This window comes from Streptomyces sp. GMY02 (assembly GCF_019056675.1).
Taxonomy (GTDB): domain Bacteria; phylum Actinomycetota; class Actinomycetes; order Streptomycetales; family Streptomycetaceae; genus Streptomyces; species Streptomyces odonnellii.
This window is the reverse complement of record NZ_CP077658.1, coordinates 3,105,316-3,123,005: the sequence shown is the minus strand read 5'-3', so window position 1 is coordinate 3,123,005 and position 17,690 is coordinate 3,105,316. Positions and strand designations below refer to the sequence as shown.

16 protein-coding genes and 1 pseudogene are annotated in these 17,690 nt (G+C 72.0%); 8 read left to right on the top strand and 9 right to left on the bottom strand.

The window, feature by feature from the left end; translation table 11 throughout:
• Window positions 1-142: 142 nt before the first annotated feature.
• Window positions 143-954: pseudogene (locus tag KQY30_RS13035) on the bottom strand (purine-nucleoside phosphorylase).
• A gap of 200 nt (window positions 955-1,154) precedes the next feature.
• On the bottom strand, window positions 1,155-1,592 hold the full coding sequence (locus tag KQY30_RS13030) for a gamma-glutamylcyclotransferase (protein WP_046503703.1): 438 nt from the start codon (window positions 1,590-1,592) through the stop codon (window positions 1,155-1,157).
• 216 nt (window positions 1,593-1,808) lie between these two features.
• Between KQY30_RS13030 and KQY30_RS13025 the strand changes: the two genes are divergently transcribed.
• Window positions 1,809-3,248: an NAD(P)H-quinone dehydrogenase gene (locus KQY30_RS13025; protein WP_217306973.1), complete on the top strand. Its 1,440-nt coding sequence runs from the start codon at window positions 1,809-1,811 to the stop codon at window positions 3,246-3,248.
• A gap of 188 nt (window positions 3,249-3,436) precedes the next feature.
• Entirely contained in the window at window positions 3,437-4,465 is a 1,029-nt protein-coding gene (locus KQY30_RS13020; RefSeq protein WP_217306972.1) for a DeoR/GlpR family DNA-binding transcription regulator, read from the top strand.
• 126 nt (window positions 4,466-4,591) lie between these two features.
• Here the strand turns inward: KQY30_RS13020 and KQY30_RS13015 are convergent, their stop codons facing one another.
• Both KQY30_RS13015 and KQY30_RS13010 read right to left on the bottom strand, forming a co-directional pair.
• Window positions 4,592-5,188, bottom strand: a complete 597-nt coding sequence (locus KQY30_RS13015) for a TetR/AcrR family transcriptional regulator (RefSeq protein WP_217306971.1) — start codon at window positions 5,186-5,188, stop codon at window positions 4,592-4,594.
• Between the two features lie 135 nt (window positions 5,189-5,323).
• Window positions 5,324-7,078 carry a biotin carboxylase N-terminal domain-containing protein gene (locus tag KQY30_RS13010; RefSeq protein WP_217306970.1) on the bottom strand — a complete coding sequence of 585 codons (1,755 nt, stop codon included), beginning with the start codon at window positions 7,076-7,078 and terminating at the stop codon, window positions 5,324-5,326.
• A gap of 341 nt (window positions 7,079-7,419) precedes the next feature.
• Here KQY30_RS13010 and KQY30_RS13005 point away from each other — a divergent pair, with 341 nt between their 5' ends.
• Window positions 7,420-7,842, top strand: a complete 423-nt coding sequence (locus KQY30_RS13005) for a hypothetical protein (RefSeq protein ID WP_217306969.1) — start codon at window positions 7,420-7,422, stop codon at window positions 7,840-7,842.
• Between the two features lie 62 nt (window positions 7,843-7,904).
• On the opposite strand, the gene KQY30_RS13000 is transcribed toward KQY30_RS13005, so the two are convergent.
• From KQY30_RS13000 to KQY30_RS12995, 3 genes are all read right to left on the bottom strand, one after another.
• Window positions 7,905-8,510 carry a nucleoside triphosphate pyrophosphatase gene (locus KQY30_RS13000; RefSeq protein ID WP_217306968.1) on the bottom strand — a complete coding sequence of 202 codons (606 nt, stop codon included), beginning with the start codon at window positions 8,508-8,510 and terminating at the stop codon, window positions 7,905-7,907.
• A gap of 157 nt (window positions 8,511-8,667) precedes the next feature.
• A complete protein-coding gene (mmpB, locus tag KQY30_RS37120) occupies window positions 8,668-8,796 on the bottom strand; it encodes a morphogenic membrane protein MmpB (RefSeq protein ID WP_302185314.1) in 129 nt (42 codons plus the stop codon).
• Between the two features lie 83 nt (window positions 8,797-8,879).
• On the bottom strand, window positions 8,880-9,512 hold the full coding sequence (locus KQY30_RS12995; RefSeq protein ID WP_254407104.1) for a TetR/AcrR family transcriptional regulator: 633 nt from the start codon (window positions 9,510-9,512) through the stop codon (window positions 8,880-8,882).
• Between the two features lie 99 nt (window positions 9,513-9,611).
• Here KQY30_RS12995 and KQY30_RS12990 point away from each other — a divergent pair, with 99 nt between their 5' ends.
• Window positions 9,612-11,021: an MFS transporter gene (locus tag KQY30_RS12990; RefSeq protein ID WP_217306966.1), complete on the top strand. Its 1,410-nt coding sequence runs from the start codon at window positions 9,612-9,614 to the stop codon at window positions 11,019-11,021.
• 49 nt (window positions 11,022-11,070) lie between these two features.
• On the opposite strand, the gene KQY30_RS12985 is transcribed toward KQY30_RS12990, so the two are convergent.
• Both KQY30_RS12985 and KQY30_RS12980 read right to left on the bottom strand, forming a co-directional pair.
• Window positions 11,071-11,280 carry an acyl-CoA carboxylase epsilon subunit gene (locus KQY30_RS12985; protein WP_217306965.1) on the bottom strand — a complete coding sequence of 70 codons (210 nt, stop codon included), beginning with the start codon at window positions 11,278-11,280 and terminating at the stop codon, window positions 11,071-11,073.
• Window positions 11,281-11,295: 15 nt separating this feature from the next.
• Window positions 11,296-12,885 (bottom strand): acyl-CoA carboxylase subunit beta, encoded by a 1,590-nt coding sequence (locus tag KQY30_RS12980; RefSeq protein ID WP_217311019.1) that lies wholly within the window; start codon window positions 12,883-12,885, stop codon window positions 11,296-11,298.
• Window positions 12,886-13,105: 220 nt separating this feature from the next.
• On the opposite strand from KQY30_RS12980, the gene KQY30_RS12975 reads away from it, so the two are divergent.
• From KQY30_RS12975 to KQY30_RS12960, 4 genes are all read left to right on the top strand, one after another.
• On the top strand, window positions 13,106-13,969 hold the full coding sequence (locus tag KQY30_RS12975) for a biotin--[acetyl-CoA-carboxylase] ligase (protein ID WP_217306964.1): 864 nt from the start codon (window positions 13,106-13,108) through the stop codon (window positions 13,967-13,969).
• Window positions 13,970-14,229: 260 nt separating this feature from the next.
• Window positions 14,230-15,381, top strand: coding sequence for an adenylate/guanylate cyclase domain-containing protein (locus KQY30_RS12970; RefSeq protein ID WP_217306963.1), 1,152 nt, complete (start codon window positions 14,230-14,232; stop codon window positions 15,379-15,381).
• A 113-nt stretch (window positions 15,382-15,494) separates the two neighbouring features.
• Entirely contained in the window at window positions 15,495-16,349 is an 855-nt protein-coding gene (locus KQY30_RS12965; protein ID WP_217306962.1) for an enoyl-CoA hydratase/isomerase family protein, read from the top strand.
• A 94-nt stretch (window positions 16,350-16,443) separates the two neighbouring features.
• Window positions 16,444-17,598, top strand: a complete 1,155-nt coding sequence (locus KQY30_RS12960) for a diguanylate cyclase (protein WP_217306961.1) — start codon at window positions 16,444-16,446, stop codon at window positions 17,596-17,598.
• Window positions 17,599-17,690 lie beyond the last annotated feature (92 nt).

The following is a 17,690-nucleotide window of genomic DNA, read 5'->3' as shown; positions in this document are numbered from 1 at the left end:
AGGGGGAACCTCCTTGCGCCTGAACCGGCGCCGCTCTCGCGGAGGCGGTTGCCCTCCGCTTCGGTTGCTCAATGCCTGGTTGACGCGGTCCGGGGACCGGTCGGCGGTCCCGGCCTGGTGTCCTTCCCCGCCCGGGCGGCGCTCAGACGCGTTCGAGCACCCGGGCCAGCAGCGCGCCCATCTGCGTCGCCGAGTCACGGCCCGCCTGGAGGACCTCCTCGTGGTTGAGGGGCTCGCCCGACAGGCCCGCGGCCAGATTGGTGACCAGTGAGATCCCCAGCACCTCGGCGCCCGCCTCGCGCGCCGCGATGGCCTCCAGGACCGTGGACATGCCGACGAGATCGCCGCCCATCACCCGGACCATGTTGATCTCGGCGGGCGTCTCGTAGTGCGGCCCGGGGAACTGTACGTACACCCCCTCCTCCAGCTCCGGGTCGATCTCCTTGCACAGCGCGCGCAGCCGCGGCGAGTACAGGTCCGTCAGATCCACGAAGTTCGCCCCGACGATCGGGGAGACGGCCGTCAGATTGATGTGGTCGCTGATCAGTACGGGCTGGCCCGGGCGCATGCCCTCGCGCAGCCCGCCGCAGCCGTTGGTCAGGACGACGGTCTTGCAGCCGGCGGCGACGGCGGTACGGACCCCGTGCGCCACCGCCGCCACATCGCGGCGCTCGTAAAAGTGCGTGCGGCCGAGGAAGACCAGGGCGCGCTTGTCGGCGATCTTGTACGAGCGGATCAGCCCGCCGTGGCCCGCCACGGCGGGCGGGGGAACCCCGGCAGCTCGGTCACGGGAAACTCCGCCTCGGGCTCGCCGAGCGCTTCGACGGCCGGTGCCCAGCCGGAGCCCATCACAAGGACGACGTCATGGGTCTCGGCGCCGGTCAGCTCGCGCAGGCGCGCGGCGGCGGCGTCTGCGGCGGCCAGGGGGTCGGGTCCGTCGGCGTTGGCCGGGATAACAAATGCGTTCACGCGGATGAGGGTAGCCGGTCATTCCCTACGCGCGTAGATGATGTCCACATGCTCTTGACATCGTTGTGCTGTCGTTTCCGACAAATGAAGTGACCGGGTGGGGCCGTACGAGTGACCGGGTGCCCGTTCCATGCCGGTATGTCCGTCGCTTTCCGGCCGGATACATACTGCTTCCGGACGCCGGCTCAGCAGGGGCGTTTGCGCAGTTCCATCACATAGTCGTGCGGGGCTCCCGCCGATTCCGCCGCGTCCGCCAGCTCGCCCAGATAGCGGGCGGAGGGCAGCCCGCCCTCGTACGCGTTCAGTACGTACATCCAGGCCGGCTCCTCGCCGTCCAGGGTGTGCACGCGGATCCGCATCCGGCGGTATATGTCGAGCCCCACACCCTCCCAGCGGTCCATGGAGTCCTCGTCCATCGGGGCGATGTCGTACAGCGCGACGAAGACCTGCGAGCGCGGCGCCTCCACCACCGTGACCAGCGCGCCCTCCCAGCCCATCTGCTCGCCGCCGAAGGTGAGCCGCCAGCCGTTGAGCCAGCCGGTGCCGCGCAGCGGGGAATGCGGGGCGCGGCGGGACATCAGCCGCGCGTCGAGGTTGCCGGCGTACGCGGCGTAGAGCGACATGAGGTTGAGGGTACGGGAGGTACGGGCGTGGCCGACGGTCCACCGGCCCGGGGGTGCCGGATGGCGCCCGGGGGTTTCCCGATGGAGGGCCCCGGGGCGAAGCTGGGGTGAGCGTACGGGACACTGGAGTACGTACTGCATCCCCCGGGGGACTCCCCCGGAACCCCGGCCGGGGTGGCAGACGGGCCGGGTTGACAACGCGAGGCGGATTTTTTCGTGACCCGGATCGTGATCATCGGTGGCGGACCCGGCGGCTATGAGGCGGCCCTGGTCGGAGCCCAGCTCGGCGCGGAGGTGACCGTCGTGGACTGCGACGGCCTCGGCGGGGCGTCGGTGCTCACCGACTGTGTGCCGTCGAAGACCCTCATCGCCACGGCCGAGGTGATGACCACCTTCGACTCCTCGTACGAGGAGCTGGGCATCATCGTCGCGGACGACACGCCTCCGCTGGAGCGGTCGGCCCGGGTCGTCGGCGTCGACCTCGGCAAGGTCAACCGGCGGGTGAAGCGCCTCGCGCTCGCCCAGTCCCACGACATCACCGCCTCCGTGACCCGGGCGGGCGCACGGGTCATGCGCGGCCGTGGCCGGCTCGACGGGCGGCAGGCCGTGGACGGCTCGCGCCAGGTGATCGTGACCGCGGCCGACGGCAGCGAGGAGTCGCTCACCGCCGACGCCGTGCTGATCGCCACGGGCGCGCACCCCCGGGAGATCCCGGACGCGCGGCCGGACGGCGAGCGCATCCTCAACTGGACGCAGGTGTACGACCTGGACGAGCTGCCCGCGGAACTGATCGTGGTCGGCTCCGGTGTGACGGGTGCCGAGTTCGCGGGCGCCTACCAGGCCCTGGGCTCGCGTGTCACCCTCGTCTCCTCCCGCGACCGGGTGCTGCCCGGCGAGGACCCGGACGCCGCCGCCGTACTGGAGGACGTCTTCCGGCGCCGCGGCATGAACGTGATGTCCCGCTCCCGCGCCGAGGCCGCCAAGCGGGTCGGCGACCGGGTCGAGGTCACCCTGTCCGACGGCCGGATCATCTCCGGTACGCACTGTCTGATGGCGGTCGGCGCGATACCGAACACCGCGGGCATGGGCCTGGAGGAGGCCGGGGTCGTCCTCAAGGAGTCCGGCCACATCAGGACCGACCGGGTCTCCCGCACCTCCGCCCCGGGCGTGTACGCCGCCGGCGATGTCACCGGGATCTTCGCGCTCGCCTCCGTCGCGGCCATGCAGGGCCGGATCGCGATGTACCACTTCCTCGGCGACGCGGTGGCACCGCTCAACCTCAAGACCGTCTCGTCGAACGTCTTCACCGACCCGGAGATCGCGACCGTCGGCTACAGCCAGGCGGACGTCGACAGCGGCCGGATCGACGCGCGGGTCGTCAAGCTGCCGCTGCTGCGGAACGCGCGCGCCAAGATGCAGGGCGTCAGGGACGGCTTCGTCAAGATATTCGCCCGGCCCGGTACGGGGATCGTCGTCGGCGGTGTGGTCGTCGCCCCGCGCGCGAGCGAGCTGATCCACCCCATCTCGCTCGCCGTCGACAACAGTCTGACCGTCGAGCAGATCGCCAACGCGTTCACCGTGTACCCGTCGCTGTCGGGCTCGATCGCCGAGGTGGCACGGCAGTTGCACACGCGAAAGACGGCGGAGGAGGGCTGAGTCCGCCGCGCCGGGCGGCCCGTCCGGCGTGCTGCCGGGCGTCCCGCGCAGGCCCGGATGGCGGTTCTGTCCGGTGTGGACAGCGTTCGTGTCGGCGTATACCACTTCGTGCGCTCGTCTGAGTACAACTTCTGTTATTCGGCGCAAACTGCTGAAAGCAGACGGTCGTTGGGGTTACTGTCAGTTTCGTGTTCGCTGCAGAACGTCGCCAATTGATCCTCGAAATGGTGCGCGCCAACGGAGCCGTGTCGCTCCGGGAGCTCGCCCGCGTCGTCCAGACCTCCGAAGTGACCGTACGGCGGGACGTGCGGGCGCTGGAGGCGGAAGGACTCCTCGACCGCCGGCACGGCGGTGCGGTATTGCCGGGCGGATTCACGCGAGAATCCGGCTTTCCGCAAAAGTCCCATCTCGCAACGGCGGAGAAGACGGCCATCGCCGATCTCGCCGCGAGCTTCGTCGAAGAGGGCGAGGCCGTGGTGGTCGGTGCCGGTACGACCACGCAGGAGCTGGCGCGCCGGCTCGCGCGGATCCCCGGGCTGACCGTCGTCACCAACTCCCTGCTGGTCGCGCAGGCGCTGGCCCATGCCAACCGGGTCGAGGTCGTCATGACCGGCGGCACGCTGCGCGGTTCCAACTACGCGCTGGTCGGCAGCGGCGCGGAGCAGTCGCTCCAGGGATTAAGAGTCACCCGCGCGTTCCTCTCGGGGAGCGGGCTGACGGCCGAGCGCGGTCTCTCCACCTCCAACATGCTGTCGGCGAGCGTCGACCGGGCGCTGGTGCAGGCGGCGGCGGAGGTCGTGGTGCTGGCCGACCATACGAAGCTCGGTACGGACACGATGTTCCAGACGGTGCCCACGGATCTGATCAGCCGGCTGGTGACGGACGAGCCGCCGGCGCACGACGATCGCGCGGGTACGGAGCTCCAGGCGCTGGCGGACCAGGGTGTGCAGGTCGCGGTGGCGGGCGCGGGCGCGGGTTCCGCGGGCCCGGGTCCGGCGCCGGGTTCAGGTCCGGCGCCCGGCGCGGGCGGCGACACGCAGCCCCCGGCCCGCCAGCCGCGCCGCGAGGTCCCGGTGCCGGGCCAGCGCCGTACGCACGGCGGGTCGCCGGGGGGTACGGCGGGTGGCCCCGGCGCGCAGTTGCGCAGCGCGCCGACCTCGCTGACGCCGGACCCGACGGAGCGGGCGGCGAGAGTGGCGGATCTGCGCCGCAGATAGCCGGGGCGGTGTGTGTCTGTACGGGTCCGTCCGGATGCCGGTTCGTCCTCAATCGCCGGACGGGCTTGATTTTCCGGGCGGTACCGATTGCGCGCCCGGCGATTGAGGACGACGCCGGGCCCGGGGTTACGCGTGCGGCTTCAGGCCCGTCAGGGTGAGGTCCAGGAGACGGTCCGCCAGTTCCGGGTCCGACGGGGACTGCTCCGCCGCCAGCGCGATCGCGTTCGTGAGCTGCATCAGATCGTCGATCGACACCTCCGCCCGCACATACCCCGCCTGCTGCGCCCGTACCAGCAGCCGTTCCCCCGCCGCCCGCAGCGGCACGCTGCACTCCGACAGCGCCGAACTCTGGTCGTACGAGACCGACATCAGGGCGCGCGAGAGCCCCCGGTACTCGCCCGCGTGCGTGATCAGGGCGCGCAGCCACTCGACCAGGGACGCGCAGGGCGGATCGGCCCTGGAGAGTTCGCGGGAGCGTTCCAGCAGCGCCGCCAGGGCCTCCTGGAAGACCGCGTTCAGCAGCGCGTGCCGGTTGGGGAAGTGGCGGTACAGCGTGCCGATGCCCACGCCCGCGCGGCGTGCGATGTCCTCCAGCGAGGCGTCCGTGCCGTGCTCCGCGAAGCACGCGCGCGCCTCGGCCAGCAGCCGTTCGTAGTTGCGGCGCGCGTCCGCGCGCATGGGCCGCGGTGTCCGTGCCGTACTGGTCGCCGTACTCGTCGCCATTCGCGGTCCTCCTCCCACCCGGTGGCGTCCAGGATGCCAGGCCCGCGGACCGTACCGGGTACGAAGAGGTCCTGTCCGGACCCGCCGGACAGGACCCGGGCCGCCGGATCGGATCCGGCGGCCGTCAGCCAGAGGTCAGTCCTTGATCTCGCAGATCGTCGCGCCCGAGGTGAGCGACGCGCCGACCTCCGCCGAGAGACCCTTGATCGTGCCCGAGCGGTGCGCGTTCAGAGGCTGTTCCATCTTCATCGCCTCCAGCACGACCACCAGATCGCCCTCCTTGACCTGCTGGCCCTCCTCGACCGCGACCTTCACGATCGTGCCCTGCATCGGGGAGGCCAGGGTGTCGCCCGAGGCCGCCGAGGCGGACTTCTTGGCCGCGCGCCGCTTGGGCTTGGCGCCCGCGGCGAGGCCGGTACGGGCCAGGGTCATGCCCAGGCTGGTGGGCAGGGAGACCTCCAGCCGCTTGCCGCCGACCTCGACCACGACCGTCTCACGGCCGGGCTCGTCGTCGGTCTCGGCGTCGGCCGGGGCGGCGAACGCCGGGATGTCGTTGACGAACTCGGTCTCCATCCAGCGCGTGTGGACGCTGAACGGGTTGGACGTGAACGCCGGGTCGGTGACGACCTTGCGGTGGAACGGGATCGCCGTGGCCATCCCCTCGACCGTGAACTCGTCGAGCGCCCGCGACGCCCGCTGGAGCGCCTGCTCGCGGGTGGCGCCGGTGATGATCAGCTTGGCCAGCAGGGAGTCCCAGGCCGGGCCGATGACCGAGCCCGACTCGACGCCCGCGTCCAGCCGGACGCCGGGGCCGGCGGGCGGGGCGAAGGTGGTGACCGTACCGGGCGCGGGCAGGAAGCCGCGGCCCGGGTCCTCGCCGTTGATCCGGAACTCGAAGGAGTGCCCGCGCACCGGCGGGTCGTCGTACCCCAGCGGCTCGCCGTCCGCGATCCGGAACATCTCGCGGACCAGGTCGATCCCGGTGACCTCCTCGGTGACCGGATGCTCCACCTGGAGACGGGTGTTGACCTCCAGGAAGGAGATCGTGCCGTCCGTGCCGACGAGGAACTCGACCGTGCCCGCGCCGACGTACCCCGCCTCCTTGAGGATCGCCTTGGACGCCGCGTACAGCTCGGCGTTCTGCTCGTCGGAGAGGAACGGAGCCGGGGCCTCCTCGACCAGCTTCTGGTGGCGGCGCTGGAGCGAGCAGTCACGGGTGGAGACGACCACCACGTGCCCGTGCTTGTCGGCCAGGCACTGGGTCTCGACATGCCGGGGCTTGTCCAGATAGCGCTCGACGAAGCACTCGCCGCGGCCGAAGGCGGCGACCGCCTCGCGGACGGCCGAGTCGTACAGCTCGGGGATCTCTTCGAGCGTACGGGCGACCTTGAGGCCGCGCCCGCCGCCGCCGAAGGCCGCCTTGATGGCGATCGGCAGCCCGTGCTCCTCGGCGAACGCGACGACCTCGCCGGAGCCGGAGACCGGGTCGGGGGTGCCCGCCACCAGGGGGGCACCGGCGCGCTGTGCGATGTGGCGGGCGGCGACCTTGTCACCGAGGTCGCGGATGGCCTGCGGCGGCGGGCCGATCCAGGTCAGCCCGGCGTCCAGCACGGCCTGTGCGAATTCCGCGTTCTCGGACAGGAATCCGTAGCCCGGATGGATCGCGTCCGCGCCCGAATCCTTTGCCGACTGGAGCACCTTGGCCATGTCCAGATAGCTGGCCGCCGGGGTGTCACCGCCCAGGGCGAACGCCTCGTCTGCCGCGCGGACGTGCAGGGCGTCCCGGTCCGGGTCGGCGTAGACGGCTACGCTCAGGATCCCGGCGTCCCGGCAGGCACGGGCGACGCGGACAGCGATTTCGCCTCGGTTGGCGATGAGCACCTTGCGCACGATGGCTCCCTCCTTGAAACAAGCTGAGTTTAGGGACTGCCGACACGCCCCATCGAACAGTCCCCATTCGTGAGCTTCCCCACACGGAGCGTGTTTCGAGGCCGGCTCAAGTCGCGAAATCCCTTGTGACACCACGGTACGCCGCGATCCACCGTCGCACAGTAGCGTCCTGATGTGGTCCAGCTCTCTGTCCGAGTGCCCCTCGGCGGATCACGATTCTTTGTGGAGTCCCTACGAATGGCCGAATGGTCCGCCGGCTTCGTTCGGGCCCTTGTCCGAAGGTTTACCCGTTAGTAGCGTGCGCGATGTCGTACGTACTGGCGGTAACAGAGAACAAGGGAATGGGGTGGGGAGCCGTGGCGCGGAGACCCGTGGCCTGGGTGGCCGCGGTCGTACTGCTGCTGGAGGCGCTCGGCATCGTGTTCGTCAACGGGGTGCTCGCCACGGTGGTCCACAACCAGCGGATGTCCCTGGCGGGGCTCGATCCTGACGCGATGTCCGCCGGAAGCTGGGTGCTGGGCGGGATCCTCGGGGCGCATCTCGTGCTGTGCGCGGCGATTGTGGTGCGTACGGCCATCAGTGACCGGGCGCCCGGCCGCTGGGCGCGGTACACGCTGATCGCCTGCGCGGTGGTACACGGGGTGCTGGGCGCGCTGACGGTGGGGCTGGTGGGGTGGACGGCCTTCGCGTTCCTGATGGTGGTGCTGGGGATGCTCGTTCTGATCCTGGTGGCGTACGAGCAGCGGGACGCGGCCGCGGTCTGAGACCAACCGCCGGGGTGGCGGCGGGAGTTCGAACCCTGGGCCGGTTCCGGAATGGGGCCGGTTCAGGCCCACAGGTCCGTGATCGTGATGCCGTGCTCGGCGAGCAGCCGACGGAGCAGGGGCAGCGACAGGCCGATGACATTGCCGTGGTCGCCGTCGACGGAGTCCACGAAGGGGGCGGAGCGGCCGTCCAGGGTGAAGGCGCCCGCGACGAGGAGGGGTTCGCCGGAGGCGACGTACGCGGCGATCTCGTCGTCCGTCGGGCTGCCGAAGCGGACGGTGGTCGAGGCGGTCGCGGAGACGCTGCGGCCGGTCTCGGTGTCGATCACGCAGTGGCCGGTACGGAGGATCCCGGCGCGCCCGCGCATCGACTTCCAGCGCGAGGTCGCCTCCTCCGCGTCGGCGGGCTTGCCGAGCGCCTCGCCGTCCAGTTCCAGCAGCGAGTCGCAGCCGATGACCAGGGCACCGGCCGCCTCGGGGCGCGCGGCCACGGCGGTGGCCTTGGCCTCGGCGAGTACGAGCACGAGCGCGGCCGCGTCCGGTGCGGAGAGCGCGTCCTCGTCGACCCCGCTGACGATCACCTCGGGCGCGAGCCCCGCCTGCCGGAGCAGATTGAGCCGGGCGGGGGAGGCGGAGGCGAGTACGAGCCGACGGCGCTGATCAGTCATGCGGGCCATGGTAGGTGCCCCCGTACACCCCGGCGAAAGCCGGTCGGCGCACGCCTGCGTCCTGTCTGCCGCATGGCGCCGTCCGCCCGCAGGCCGGGGCTTGCGGCGTCCGGCAACGCGGCGGGCGTGCGGGCAGGGCGGCGCGGGCCGGGCGGGATCAGACGTGGCCCAGCACGATCATCGCCAGCACCACCGCCAGCGCGAGCAGTACGCCCGCGCGGCGCAGCATCGACTGGGCGTCACGCAGTTCCTGGGGCGGTTCGTTCTCGGGGTCGGACCACAGCATGGAGCCGATCCTCCGGCCGCCGGGCCCCGAGCGCCTGAGTACGGGTACTCATCCACGACGCCCCGGCGGGCCATCCCGGGCCGTCAGCGGAACGCGCCCGCGTGCGCCCCGGCGAGGGCCACCGCCACGGCCCGCTCGGCGTCGGCCGGGGTCAGGGGCTCGCGGCTGATGGCGAAGCGGTAGTAGAGGGGCGCGGAGACGGCGCGCAGGACCTCGGTCGCGTCCGTACCGGCCGGGATCTCGCCCCGCGCGACGGCCCGCTCCACCGCCGGGGCCCATTCGCGCAGCCGGGTCGTGTAGAAGCCGTTCAGCGCGGTGGCGCACTCCTCGTCGCAGGCGGCGGACGCGATGACCGCCTGGAAGACGGGTCCCATCCGGGGGTCGGTGAGCGTCTTCAGTACGAGCAGGGCGTTGGCCCGCAGATCGCCTTCGAGGTCCCCGGTGTCGGCGGCGGGCAGCGACTGCTCGGCCATGTCGTGCAGGAGGTCGGTGATGAGCCCGATCGGCGATCCCCAGCGCCGGTAGACGGTGGTCTTGCCGACGCCCGCCGCCGCCGCGACCCGGTCCATGTTCAGGGCGTGGAAACCCTGCTCGACCAGGGCGTCCTGGGTGGCCTCCAGGACCGCGGCCCGGACCTTGGCGGTACGGCCGCCGGGGCGGACGGTCCCGGGAGTGGCCGGGGCGCCGTCCGGGGCTGTCGGCTGCTCGGTGCTCAAACGGGTCTCCTGTTCCATTAGCTGCTCTCGCCCTGCTACCGTCATGGCATCTTAATGGAACCAGGGGCCCATTTAGGGGTTCCGGGGAGGGGCAGAGCCATGACCACAGCCGACCCGGCGGTGCCGGCCCGGGCGCCGGGAGACCACCGAATGGACGGGCGGGCACGCCTGACCCTGGTGGTGCTCCTGGTCGCTCAGTTCATGCTCGCGGTCGACTTCTCGATCCTCAATGTCGCGCTGCCCGCGATCGGCGAGGGGCTCGGCTTCTCCCTCGCCGGGCTCCAGTGGATCGCCACCGCCTTCGCCCTGGCCGCCGCGGGTTTCACCCTTCTGTTCGGGCGGATCGCCGATCTCGTCGGGCGGCGCAGGATCTTCCTCGGCGGCATGGTCCTGCTCGGGCTCTCCTCCCTGGCGGGCGGACTCGCGACGAGCCCCGGGACCCTGCTGATCGCACGGGCCGCGCAGGGCCTCGCCACCGCCGCCGTCACCCCGGCCGGACTCTCGCTGCTGACCACCGCGTTCCCCGAGGGCCCGGCGCGCGACAGGGCTCTGGGGCTCAACGGCGCGCTCATGTCCGCGGGGTTCACCACCGGCGCGGTCCTCGGCGGCGTACTCACCGATCTGCTCTCCTGGCGCTGGGCCTTCCTGATCAATGTGCCGGTGGCCCTGGCCGTCGTCGCGATCGCCCCCGCCGTGCTGCACGAGAGCCGCCCGGAGAAGCGGTCCCGGCTGGACATACCGGGCGCCCTCACCGTCACCGGCGGACTGCTCGCCCTGGTGTACGGACTCACCGCCGCCGGTGAGCACGGCTGGAGCAGCCCGTACGCACTTGTCCCGCTCGCCCTCGGCGCCGTACACCTGACCGGGTTCCTGGCGCTGGAGAAGGCCCTGGAGAAACGGTCCGGCGCGCCGCTCGTACCCGTACGGATCCTGCGCCGCGAGACCGTCGTCTGGGGGAATCTCGCCGGACTGGTCGCCTTCGCCACCGAGACCTCGCTGGTCTTCCTGATGACGCTCTACCTCCAGCAGGTCCTCGGCTTCTCACCGCTGGCCGCCGGCTTGTCCTTCGGGGTGCTCGGCGCCGGTACGGTCCTGGGCGGGGTGGCGGCCTCGCGCGTCATCAGCCGGTACGGCACCCGCGCCACCCTGATCGCGGGCGGACTGCTCCAGGCGGGCGCGACGGCCTCGCTGTTCGCGCTCGGCGACGACCGGAGCTGGCTGGCGCTGCTGCTCGCGGGGACGTTCGCGGGCGGGGTCGGGAACATGCTGGCGATCGTCGGCTTCATGGTGACGGCGACCTCGGGGCTGCCGGACGCGGAGCAGGGCACGGCGACCGGGCTCGCGACGATGACCCAGCAGATCGGGATCACCGTGGGGACACCGGTGATGGCCGCCGTGGTCGTCACCTCGGGCACGCTGCTCACCGGGATCGGGGTGGCGGTCCTGGTCAACGCGGCGATCGTGCTGGCCGGGGCGATCCTGGCGGGCCTGTTCCTGAAGCGCCCCTGACACCGACGCCGGGCGTGCCGTGCTGTCAAGCGGCGGACAGCCCGGGCTCTCAGCCCGGCCAGTACGTCCGTGCCCAGGCCCTCGGGCCCGGGGCCGGGGTGCGGTGGCGGGCGATGCGGGTGGGGGACGCCCACTCGGCCGGGGGCTCCGGCGGGGCCTCCGCCGGCGCGTTCGCCGCCGCGGCGCGGGCCCGGACCACCGCCAGCGCGGCCGCCAGCTCCTCCCGGGTGGGATTCCCCCGTACCACAACCTTGATCATGTGCGGCTCCCTTCCCTACAGCGGGATGTTCCCGTGCTTCTTCGGAGGCAGGCTCTCCCGCTTCGTACGCAACTGCCGCAGCCCCTTCACGATATGCGCCCGTGTGTCCGACGGCATGATCACCGCGTCGACATAGCCGCGCTCCGCCGCCACATACGGATTGAGCAGCGCGTCCTCGTACTCCCGGATCAGCCCGGCACGCGCCGCCTCCTGGGCCTCCTCGTCACCTGCCGCGGCGATCGTACGGCGGTGCAGGATGTTCACCGCGCCCTGCGCGCCCATCACCGCGATCTGCGCGGTCGGCCAGGCCACATTGAGATCGGCGCCCAGGTGCTTCGACCCCATCACGTCATACGCGCCGCCGAAGGCCTTGCGGGTGATCACCGTGATCAGCGGGACCGTGGCCTCGGCGTACGCGTAGATCAGCTTGGCGCCGCGCCGGATGATCCCGCCGTACTCCTGGTCCACGCCCGGCAGGAAGCCCGGCACGTCCACGAAGGTCAGCACCGGCACATTGAAGGCGTCGCAGGTACGGACAAAACGTGCCGCCTTCTCCGAGGCGTTGATGTCCAGACAGCCGGCAAACTGGAGCGGCTGGTTGGCGACCACGCCGACCGGGAAGCCCTCGACCCGGCCGAACCCGGTGATGATGTTCGGCGCGAACAGCGTCTGCGTCTCCAGGAACTCACCGTCGTCCAGCACCCGCTCGATGGCCGTGTGCATGTCGTACGGCTGGTTCGCGGAGTCCGGGATCAGCACATCGAGATCGCGGTCGTCGGCGGTCGTCGTGAGATCGGCCGGCTCGGGGAACGCGGGCGGCTCGGAGAGATTGTTCGAAGGGAGGTACGAGAGCAGGGACTTGACGTAGTCGATCGCGTCCTTCTCGTCGCCCGCCATATGGTGCGCGACCCCGGACGTGGTGTTGTGCGTACGGGCGCCGCCCAGCTCCTCGAAGCCCACGTCCTCGCCGGTCACCGTCTTGATCACATCGGGACCCGTGATGAACATGTGCGAGGTCTGGTCGACCATCACCGTGAAGTCGGTGATCGCCGGGGAGTAGACCGCGCCGCCCGCGCACGGGCCGACGATCAGGCTGATCTGCGGCACCACGCCCGAGGCGTGCACATTGCGGCGGAAGATCTCGGCGAACAGCCCGAGCGCGGCCACGCCCTCCTGGATCCGCGCGCCGCCGCCGTCGTTGATGCCCACGATGGGGCAGCCGGTCTTCAGGGCGAAGTCCATGACCTTGACGATCTTCTCGCCGTACACCTCGCCCAGCGAGCCGCCGAAGATGGTGAAGTCCTGCGAGTAGACACAGACCGGGCGCCCGTCGACCGTGCCGTACCCGGTGATCACACCGTCGCCGTACGGCCGGTTCTTCTCGATGCCGAAGGCCGTGGAGCGGTGCCGGGCGAACTCGTCCAGCTCGACGAACGACCCCTCGTCCATCAGCAGCCCGATCCGCTCGCGCGCGGTCAGCTTGCCCTTGGCGTGCTGCTTCTCCACCGCGCGGGCCGAACCGGCGTGGGTGGCCTCCTCGATGCGGCGCTGGAGATCCGCGATCCGGTCCGCGGTGGTGTGGGCGGCGGACCCGGCGGCGGACAGGGCCGCGGATCCTTCGATGGATCCTGCTGCGGTTCCGGCGGTTCCGGGGGCGTTTTCCGGCTCGGACATCGGGATGCGGCTCCCTGCGGGGTCACGGATGCGGTTGTTCCGGTGCTGCTGATCTCTGTGCTGCTGATCTCTTCCGGCGCTACTGATCCGTAGCGTATCGGCGCCGATACCGTTCGGCAGTGCGGTGTTCCCCACACCTAGGGTGGCTTGCATGAACGACTCCCACACACCCGTGAGCCGCTGGTCCGACCTGGACCGTCCCCCTCTCGACGCTACCGCTCTGCGCCGGGCGCTGGTCAGGCCCGGCACCCTGTGGACCTCGGTCGACGTGGTCACCGAGACCGGCTCCACCAACTCGGACCTCGCCCTGCGGGCCGGGGCCGGGCACGCCGAGGAGGGCGCGGTGCTGGTCGCCGAGGAGCAGACCGCCGGGCGGGGGCGGCTGGACCGGCGCTGGACGGCGCCCGCACGCTCCGGGCTCTTCTTCTCCGTACTGCTCAAGCCGGGTCCCGACGTGCCGGTCGGGCGGTACGGCTGGCTGCCGCTGCTCACCGGAGTGGCCGTCGCGACCGGCCTGGCGCGGGCGGCGGGCGTGGACACGGCCCTCAAATGGCCCAACGACCTGCTGGTGACCGTCGCCGGCGAGGAGCGCAAGGCGGGCGGGATCCTCGCCGAGCGCGTGGGCGAGGACGCGATCGTCGTGGGCATCGGCCTCAATGTCTCGCTGCGGCAGGCGGAACTGCCCGTACCGACGGCCGGTTCCCTGGCCCTCGCGGGCGCCGCGTCCCTGGACCGGGACATCCTGCTGCGCGCGGTGCTGCGTTCGCTGGAGCACTGGTACGGGGAGTGGCGCGCGGCGGGCGGCGATCCGGTGCTGTCCAGGATCCAGGAGACGTACGCGGCGGGCTGCGCGACGCTGGGGCGTACGGTACGGGCCCAGCTTCCCGGCGACGGCGAACTGGCCGGCGAGGCGGTGGCGGTGGACGGCGACGGCCGGCTGGTCGTACGGACCGCGGACGGCGAGCGGCACCCGGTCGGCGCGGGCGACATCGTCCACCTGCGCGCGACGGACTGACACGCGGCGGACCGACACGGACTGAACGGCACGGACTGAACGGCGCGGCCCCCGGAGACGTACCAAGGACACGTACGAGCCGCACCAAGGACACGTACGGAGGAGACAAAGGCCCACCCGAACCGGGCACACCGGCGGCCTCCCGGACGTATAAATAGGCTGGTGGGTGGGACGTGAGCCAGGGCACACCTGCCGTATCGTTGAGGCGGTCCACGACAGATCGGCAGGACAGTGCGCAGGGAACGGGCAGGAGGCGGCTGGTGACCGTCGACGACGCGACTTCCGGCGAGGACGCGCGGCGCCCGTCGGAACGGTCCGGATACCCGACCCCCCACCATGTCGTCGACCACACGGCCGAGCCGACACACGACCCCCTCGCCATCCGCCTCGAACAGCTCATCCTCGGTGCCGAGCGCCGCTACACCCCGTTCCAGGCGGCCCGTACCGCCGGGGTCTCCATGGACCTCGCCTCCCGCTTCTGGCGGGCCATGGGCTTCGCCGACATCGGCCAGGCCAAGGCCCTCACCGAGGCGGACGTCCTGGCGCTGCGGAGGCTCGCGGGCCTGGTGGAGGCCGGACTGCTCAGCGAGCCGATGGCGATCCAGGTCGCCAGGTCGACGGGACAGACCACGGCCCGGCTCGCGGAGTGGCAGATCGACTCGTTCCTGGAAGGGCTCACCGAGCCGCCCGAGCCGGGGATGACCCGTACGGAAGTCACGTATCCGCTGGTGGAGCTGCTCCTGCCGGAGCTGGAGGAGTTCATCGTCTATGTCTGGCGGCGCCAGCTCGCGGCCGCCACCGGGCGGGTCGTGCAGGCCGCTGACGACGAGGAGATGGTCGACCGGCGGCTCGCGGTCGGCTTCGCGGACCTCGTCGGGTTCACCCGGCTGACCCGGCGGCTGGAGGAGGAGGAGCTGGGCGAGCTGGTCGAGGCGTTCGAGACGACCTGCGCCGACCTCGTCGCCGCGCACGGCGGCCGGCTGATCAAGACCCTGGGCGACGAGGTCCTGTACGCGGCGGACGACGCGGGGACGGCGGCGGAGATCGCGCTGCGGCTCATAGAGACGATGGCCCACGACGATTCGATGCCGGCGCTGCGGGTGGGGATCGCGTTCGGGACGGTCACCACGAGGATGGGCGATGTCTTCGGTACGACCGTGAACCTGGCCAGCAGGCTCACCTCGATCGCGCCCAAGGACACGGTGCTGGTGGACGGCGCGTTCGCGGAGGAGCTGATCCGTACGCGCGAGGCCCCGGCGTCCGAGGCGCAGGCGGCGGAGACGGCGGCGGAGGCCGAGAAGCAGGGACAGGCACCGCCCTCGTACCGCTTCGCGCTCCAGCCGATGTGGCAGCGGCCGGTGCGCGGGCTGGGCGTGGTGGAGCCGTGGCTGCTGGGACGGCGGAGTACGTAGGCCTCTGGGGCGCGTAGGCCTTGGGGCGTCTCGGGCAGGGCCTGGGGCTGCCCGGACGGACACCCCCTAGGATCGGCTTCCGGTGAACCGTCGTTAACCGGGAGGGTACGGTCATGGGCGAGGCTGAAGAGATCGCGGGCGAAGGCGTGGGGGCCGTCGCGGAGGACGGCGCGGAGCGGTTCGGGGAGTTCGTCGTCGTACGGCGGCACGGCCCCGGCGGGCATGTCGCGGAACTGGTCCTGGACCGGCCGCAGGCGATGAACGCCGTCTCGACCGCGATGGCCGCGTCCATCGCCGCGGCGTGCGCGGCGCTCGCCGCCGACCGGGGCGTACGGGCGGCCGTCGTGACCTCCACCCACGCGCGGGCCTTCTGCGTCGGCGCGGACCTCAAGGAGCGCAACTCCCTCACCGACGCGGAGCTGGTGCGCCAGCGGCCGGGCGCGCGGGCCGCGTACACCGGGGTGCTCGAACTGCCGATGCCGGTGATCGCGGCGGTGCACGGTTACGCGCTGGGCGGCGGGTTCGAGCTGGCGCTCGCCTGCGATCTGATCGTCGCGGACCGTACGGCGGTGCTCGCGCTGCCCGAGGTGTCGGTCGGGGTGATCCCCGGCGGCGGCGGTACGCAGCTCCTGCCACGCCGGGTCGGGGCCGCGCGGGCGGCCGAACTCGTCTATACGGCACGGCGGGTGCCGGCCGAGGAGGCCGAACGGCTCGGCCTGGTCGATCTGCTGGTGGACGAGGGCGCCGACCGGGACGAGGCGCTCGCGCTGGCGGGCCGTATCGCTGCGAACTCGCCGGTGGGCCTGCGGGCCGCGAAGCGCGCGCTGCGGCTCGGGCACGGGCTCGATCTGCGGGCCGGACTGGAGGTGGAGGACGCGGCGTGGCGGTCGGTCGCGTTCTCCGGGGACCGCGCGGAGGGCGTCGCCGCCTTCAACGAGAAGCGGAAGCCGGAGTGGCCGGGGGAGTGACCCGGCGGGCGGCCCGGTTCCTTCGTGCGAGACGCGTGATCGCCGACACTTGCTCCAATGATCAAATTCCCCCATACCGTCCTAAGCTGGGTGAATGGGAGTGGACGGGCGACTGCGCGCCATAGTGGAACTTTCTCAGGCAATGGCGGCGGCCCCGACGGAGAGTGCGTCCTGGCGGGCCGCCGCGCGGGGCGCGATGGAGGCGCTCGGGGGCAGCTTCGGGGCGCTGTCGGTGTGGGAGCGGGACCAGGGGCGGCTCAAGGTGCTGGTGAACGCGGGGGAGCGGGCCGAGGGGGAGGAGGAGTTCCCCGAGGACGAGACGTATCCCGTGCACGAGTTCCCGGAGATCGCGGAGTTTCCGCATGAGCGGTGGGCGTTGGGGGCGGGGCCGAGCGCGTGGGTCGAGACGGCGTCGGGGCCGTCGTCGGGGCCGTCGGTGGGGGCGGGCTCCGGTGGCGGCGGCCCGCGTGCCGCTGCTCTGCGCAGGCGCGGCCGTGGCTGCTGTGTCGTCGCGCCGGTGGTGCTGCACGGGCGGGCGTGGGGCGAGCTGTATGTGGCACGGCCGCGGGGGGCGCCGGTGTTCGGCCGGGACGACGCGGACTTCGCGACCGTCATCGCGTCCGTGGTCGCGGCCGGGCTCGCGCAGACCGAGCGGCTCGAAGAGGTGCGCCGCCTCGCCTTCACCGACCCGCTGACCGGGCTCGCGAACCGGCGGGCGGTGGATGTACGGCTCGACGAGGCGGTCGCCCGGCACCGGCGTGAGGGGGCGGTCGTCAGTCTGGTCGTCTGCGACCTCAACGGTCTGAAGCGGGTCAACGACACGCATGGGCACGCGGTCGGCGACCGTCTGCTGGAACGGTTCGGCACGGTGCTGTCGGTCTGCGGCGCGAAGCTCCCGGGCGCGCTGGCGGCGCGGCTGGGCGGCGACGAGTTCTGCCTGGTGGCGGTGGGGCCTTCGGCGGACGAGGTGATCGCGGTGGCGGACGAGCTGTGTGTGCGCGCCGGCGAGCTGAATCTGGGCGAGGGGGTGGCGTGCGGTATCGCCTCGACGGGCGACCCGATCGGCGACGTCCGCTCGGCCCGCCGCCTCTTCCGCCTGGCGGACGCGGCGCAGTACCGGGCGAAGGGGGCGCGGTCGCGGGTGCCGGTGGTGGCGGGGCGGGACGCGAGGGTGGTGGCGCTGGCGGACGCGCCGCCGAGGGGTGCGGACCGCCGCACTTTCCGCGACGCGCAGCCGCCTCCCGGCTAGGGGGTCGTGGTGCGGGGCCGGTGTTGGTCCCCGGCGTCTGTTGGTCCCCGGCGTCGGGGTTGCCGGTTCCGTCCTCAATCGCCGGACGGGCT

Excerpts from the sequence above, each read along its gene's own strand:
- KQY30_RS13030 (WP_046503703.1), bottom strand. The coding sequence starts at position 1,592 with ATGTCGCTCTACGCCGCGTACGCCGGCAACCTCGACGCGCGGCTGATG.
- KQY30_RS13000 (WP_217306968.1), bottom strand. The coding sequence starts at position 8,510 with ATGACTGATCAGCGCCGTCGGCTCGTACTCGCCTCCGCCTCCCCCGCC.
- KQY30_RS12960 (WP_217306961.1), top strand. The coding sequence starts at position 16,444 with ATGGGAGTGGACGGGCGACTGCGCGCCATAGTGGAACTTTCTCAGGCA.
- mmpB (WP_302185314.1), bottom strand. The coding sequence starts at position 8,796 with ATGCTGTGGTCCGACCCCGAGAACGAACCGCCCCAGGAACTGCGTGAC.
- KQY30_RS12975 (WP_217306964.1), top strand. The coding sequence starts at position 13,106 with ATGAACGACTCCCACACACCCGTGAGCCGCTGGTCCGACCTGGACCGT.
- KQY30_RS13015 (WP_217306971.1), bottom strand. The coding sequence starts at position 5,188 with ATGGCGACGAGTACGGCGACCAGTACGGCACGGACACCGCGGCCCATG.
- KQY30_RS12990 (WP_217306966.1), top strand. The coding sequence starts at position 9,612 with ATGACCACAGCCGACCCGGCGGTGCCGGCCCGGGCGCCGGGAGACCAC.
- KQY30_RS13005 (WP_217306969.1), top strand. The coding sequence starts at position 7,420 with ATGGGGTGGGGAGCCGTGGCGCGGAGACCCGTGGCCTGGGTGGCCGCG.
- KQY30_RS12965 (WP_217306962.1), top strand. The coding sequence starts at position 15,495 with ATGGGCGAGGCTGAAGAGATCGCGGGCGAAGGCGTGGGGGCCGTCGCG.
- KQY30_RS12985 (WP_217306965.1), bottom strand. The coding sequence starts at position 11,280 with ATGATCAAGGTTGTGGTACGGGGGAATCCCACCCGGGAGGAGCTGGCG.